This window comes from Bacillus sp. LL01 (assembly GCF_001037965.1).
This window is the reverse complement of record NZ_LFEL01000137.1, coordinates 1-4877: the sequence shown is the minus strand read 5'-3', so window position 1 is coordinate 4877 and position 4877 is coordinate 1. Positions and strand designations below refer to the sequence as shown.

Below are 4877 nucleotides of genomic sequence, written 5' to 3'. Positions count from 1 at the left end.
CCCTGAGCAATATAATCTTGAGCTAAAACTAATGAATGAAATTGCTCTAATATATCTTCTTTCATTTCGCTATCCACTTTACGAACATTCGCAATTTCAAGCGTTAATTGTTCAATTTCCTCCTCAGACAAATGCTTATACACTTGTGCAGATACATCTGGCCCAAGTGAGATCAGGAGGATTGCTGCTTTTTGCTTACCTGTTAACCCTTTTTTAGTTGACTGTGCCAAAAGTCTTCCCTCCTAATCCTCAGATAACCATGTACGAAGAAGTTTTGAAAATTCATCTGGTTTTTCTTTTGCCATTTTCTCTAATTGTTTGCGTTTTGTTGCCTTCTCGCTCATATCCTCATTAGGAAGGTCTGGTACGACGGCCGCTGTTTGTTCGTTCACGTACTCTTCTTCCTCTACTTCACGTTTTCGCTTTCTAGCTAATAAAACGAGTAATAATAGAATGATAACGACTAAAAATCCTGCAGCAACGTACATCCATACAGGTATGATCGTTTGTGTTTGCTCACCGATTTCGGCTTTTCCTTCAAATGGTTGGGACGAGACAAAAATCTTTTCATTAATTCCTGCTTCTGTTAACTCATCAGCATATACACCTGAAATACTCGTCCGTACAACCGTTCCTAGAATTTGTTGGATATCATCTAATCTCTCTTGTGGTAAGACGTCCATTCCTTCTGGAGGTTCTACCATTACCTGAATTCCTAAGTCTCTGATTTTATATGGGCTTTCTACGATGTCTCGATTAATTCGATTCACTTCGTTGTTAATTCGATCTTCTGTTCGTTCATATTCTGAATCACCTTGACCGACWGCACCAGGGAAGTTGGGAATGCCTTCGCCAGTACCTTCTACCCCGCCTGGCGGTGTGCCTTCACCGGTGTACGTTTCGGTGATTCGTTCAATACTTACTGCAATACCTTCAATGTTTTCAGTATCAACAGGCTCTACCAATGTTTCTTGTCGATTTTCTTGAGTGAAATCAATATCAGTCGTTACTGACACTAACACCTTATCTTGACCAACGACGGTACCTAGCATTCTTTGTAAATTTCTGGTTAGATCTCTCTCAATTTCACGTTGGATCGACCTTTGCTGTTCAAATGCTGATAASGTTGTWGTTTGATTTCCATCATTATCGTAAAAATAATCCTCAAACATTTGGTTCATTATGACGATATTCTCTATAGGAAGGTTTGGAACACTTTTTGATACTAAGTGATAAAGTGCCTTCACTTGGTTTTGATCTAGTTGGTATCCAGGCGCTAAATCAACAATAACAGAGGCAGTTGCAGCCTCTTGAGTTGTATTTAGCCACACACTTTCCTCTGGTAAGGTAATCATGACATTAGCATGATTTACACCATTGATATTACGGATCAAATCCGCTAGTTCAGTTTGCATCAAACCTCTTTCCATAACAGAAAATTCATTATCCGTCATACCAAAGCCCATTTGATCTTGGAAGAAACTATAATCAATACTTCCACTTCTAGGTATACCTTCTGCTGCTAAGTCTACTTTAAGACTATCTACTTGAGCTTCAGGAACTAAAATAGTCGTTCCGTTGTCTGAAATTTCAGCAGGAATCCCTCTAGCATCTAACGTTTCTTTAATTTGCCCAGTTTCTTGTAGGGTTAAATTACTGTAAAGAGGGACGTTATTCGTTCTATTTCCTAAAAATAAGATAAAAACAAGTAATAGAGCAGCGGCGACTAGCGAGATTAAGATGATATTCTTCTGCTTGCTCGTACGACCGCTCCAATATTCTGTTACTTTCTGCTTATAAAGTACAAATTTCTCGTTCATGCGCCCTCCTACAACCTACAAAGCCTATTACTTCATGCACGATTATGTTCTTAGAACAATTAGACTTGCATTCTCATAATTTCTTGATAAGATTCAATCACTTTATTTCGAACTTCCACCGTAGCTTGTAATGCTACAGACGCTTTTTGCCCCGTAATCATTACATCATGTAAATTAGTAATTTCCCCTCGCGCTAATTGCTCTGTTTTTAAAGCAGAAACGTTTTGAAGTTCATTTACATTTTGAACAGCTTCTGTTAAAGCTTTTTTAAATGTTGCTCCAGCTTGTGCAGGGGTAAGGTTCATTTGACTGACTAGCCCTAGCTGATTTTGCAGCATAAAAGGTGATGACACCCTGTTAATATCCATCTAACTTCCCACCTATCTTCCTATTTCAAGTGCTTTCATCAGCATATTTTTCGTAGCGTTTAACGTCGTGACATTTGCCTCATATGATCTTGTCGCAGTCGTCAAGTCAACCATTTCACGTAAAGGGTCTACATTTGGTAATTCCACATATCCTTCTACGTTTGCATCTGGATGACTAGGATCGTAGACAAGCTTGAAAGGATTTTGATCCTCTACAATTGCTGATGCCTTCACGCCAGATCCAATCTCTCCTTTTTGCCCCATAGCTGTATGTAAAGAGGAAGAGAATGGTGTTTTCTGATTTGGTTCAACAACGACCATTTTTCTTCTATAAGGTACCCACTCTCCATTGACTTGCTGGGCACGAGTTGTTTCAGCATTTGCCATATTAGATGAAATCACGTCCATTCGGAGACGTTGCGTTGTTAATGCAGAGGAACTCGTATTAAAACCACCAAAAATCGTCAAGATTAGTTACCTCCTCTAATAACCGTTTGTAAACTTTGAAACCTTCCATTCATCCGATCAATTAATGCATTGTAATAAATTTGATTTTTTGCTAATTCGGCCATTTCCAAGTCAATATCGACATTGTTCCCATTATGGTTATATGTAGTGTTTTGATTCACTTGTACAGTAGGTCCTGGTCTATTAGAACTAAATTCGACATGTTTACTATTTGTTTTCGTTRCCTGTAACTTATTTCCAATAGCTTCATTTAATGTATGTTTAAAACTAACCGTTTTAGCTTTGTAATTAGGTGTTCCAGCATTTGCTACATTTTGAGAAATCGCATGCTGACGCATTTGAGAACCATCCAAACCTCTTTCTAAAACATTAAAGGTTGAGTTAGAAAATAAATTCAATCTCGCCACACCTTTCGACATAATTCCTTATATTTCAATTAAATTCATTCTATACAAACAATTTTATACATATTTTCACACAAAACTCACWACGAAAATTGTAATCAATATGTCCCCAAATGTCTAATGAAGTTTGTGAGGATTTTAGATTAGATAATAAAGAACCACTGCTTTTGACATACTTTAGTCTCAGAAACACCGGAGTATCTCTTATTATAAATTCATTAATAATTTTTTCGACCTAATTTTTTTACAATATTTTAACAGATAAATGAGAGTTTCCTCTTATAGGTACATATGCTCACAAAAAAAGACCACTTAAAAGTGGTCTTTTTTAGACTATACATTAATTTATTACTTAGTTTTGATCTTCTCAAGTTCCATTAAAAATTTATCGTTTAATACTTTGATATACGTACCTTTCATACCAAGAGAACGAGACTCGATTACCCCTGCACTCTMTAATTTACGAAGAGCATTTACAATGACTGAACGAGTAATTCCTACACGGTCGGCAATTTTACTAGCTACAAGTAAGCCTTCTTTACCATCAAGTTCTTGGAAGATATGCTCAACTGCTTCTAATTCACTGTATGATAGTGAACTAATCGCCATTTGAACAACCGCTTTACTACGTGCCTCTCCTTCAATTTCTTGCGTCTTTTCATGRAGGATTTCCATTCCTACTACAGTTGCACCGTATTCAGCTAAAATCAAATCATCATCGCTAAATGAATCATTTAAACGAGCAAGTACTAATGTACCTAAGCGTTGGCCCCCACCTAAGATCGGCACAATCGTTGTTAATCCATGTTGGAACAAGTCTTTGTTCTCTACAGGGAATGCTGTGTACTCACTATTAATATCTAAGTTTGGAGACGTTTCTTCTACTTTCGATAAACCACCTGTATACTCTTCAGGGAACTGGCGATCTTCTAACATTTTTTTCATACGCTCATTTTCAATCTCTTGTTTAATAGCAAATCCTAGTAGCTTACCTCGACGGCTTACTACGAATATATTTGCACTGATTGCATCACGTAATGTTTCAGCCATATCCTTAAAGTTTACGTGTTGTCCTCCAGATTTTTGTAACATTTCATTGATTTTTCTTGTTCTTGATAATAAATTCATATCAAATCTCCTCCTAGGAATCCTATAAAATATACTGGCTTAAGTCGCGATTTTTCGCAATTGTTGCTAATTTTTCTTCAACGTATTCAGGTGTAATCACTATTTCTTCTAGCGTAATATCCGCTGCTTCATATGAGAGATCTTCTAAAAGTTTCTCAAGCATGGTATGAAGTCTTCTTGCACCAATGTTTTCAGTATCTTGATTGACCTCTGTAGCAATTGTCGCAATCTTACGAACAGCATCGTCAGTAAATGTAACTTTTATACCTTCTGTTTGTAAAAGAGCTGAATATTGTTTTAATAACGCATTATTAGGCTCTACTAAGATTCTCACAAAATCATCTACTGTTAAGTTCTTAAGCTCTACACGAATCGGAAAACGTCCTTGTAATTCTGGAATTAAATCAGAGGGCTTTGCAATATGAAAGGCACCTGCACCTATGAAAAGGATATGGTCTGTTTTAACCGCTCCGTATTTTGTTACAATAGTCGAGCCTTCCACAATCGGTAAAATATCTCTTTGAACGCCTTCTCTTGAAACATCAGCAGATTGTCCTGAAGATTTACCTGCTACTTTATCAATCTCATCAATAAAGATAATACCTAATTGTTCAGCACGCTCTACTGCAAGTTGTGTCACCTCATCCATGTCGATGAGCTTTTGAGCTTCTTCTTCAGCTAGAGTCCCA

The 4877-nt window shown here is 37.1% G+C and carries 6 protein-coding genes and 1 pseudogene; all 7 read right to left on the bottom strand.

The annotated features are described in order from the left end of the window. Positions 1-230, bottom strand: a pseudogene (locus AB685_RS26430) (flagellar motor switch protein FliG); the annotation flags it as partial. Between the two features lie 12 nt (positions 231-242). Then, positions 243-1820: a flagellar basal-body MS-ring/collar protein FliF gene (fliF, locus tag AB685_RS26425; protein WP_047973572.1), complete on the bottom strand. Its 1578-nt coding sequence runs from the start codon at positions 1818-1820 to the stop codon at positions 243-245. Positions 1821-1879: 59 nt separating this feature from the next. Beyond that, complete coding sequence (gene fliE, locus AB685_RS26420) at positions 1880-2188, bottom strand: flagellar hook-basal body complex protein FliE (RefSeq protein WP_047973571.1); 309 nt, start codon at positions 2186-2188, stop codon at positions 1880-1882. A 12-nt stretch (positions 2189-2200) separates the two neighbouring features. Beyond that, on the bottom strand, positions 2201-2656 hold the full coding sequence (gene flgC, locus AB685_RS26415; protein WP_198530597.1) for a flagellar basal body rod protein FlgC: 456 nt from the start codon (positions 2654-2656) through the stop codon (positions 2201-2203). 2 nt (positions 2657-2658) lie between these two features. Next, positions 2659-3054 carry a flagellar basal body rod protein FlgB gene (gene flgB / locus AB685_RS26410; protein WP_047973570.1) on the bottom strand — a complete coding sequence of 132 codons (396 nt, stop codon included), beginning with the start codon at positions 3052-3054 and terminating at the stop codon, positions 2659-2661. Positions 3055-3408: 354 nt separating this feature from the next. Then, the gene (gene codY / locus AB685_RS26405) at positions 3409-4188 is read right to left on the bottom strand and encodes a GTP-sensing pleiotropic transcriptional regulator CodY (RefSeq protein ID WP_047973569.1); all 780 of its coding nucleotides are present in this window, start codon (positions 4186-4188) and stop codon (positions 3409-3411) included. A gap of 22 nt (positions 4189-4210) precedes the next feature. After that, the coding region (gene hslU / locus AB685_RS26400; protein WP_047973568.1) for an HslU--HslV peptidase ATPase subunit at positions 4211-4877 on the bottom strand (667 nt) is incomplete at its 5' end.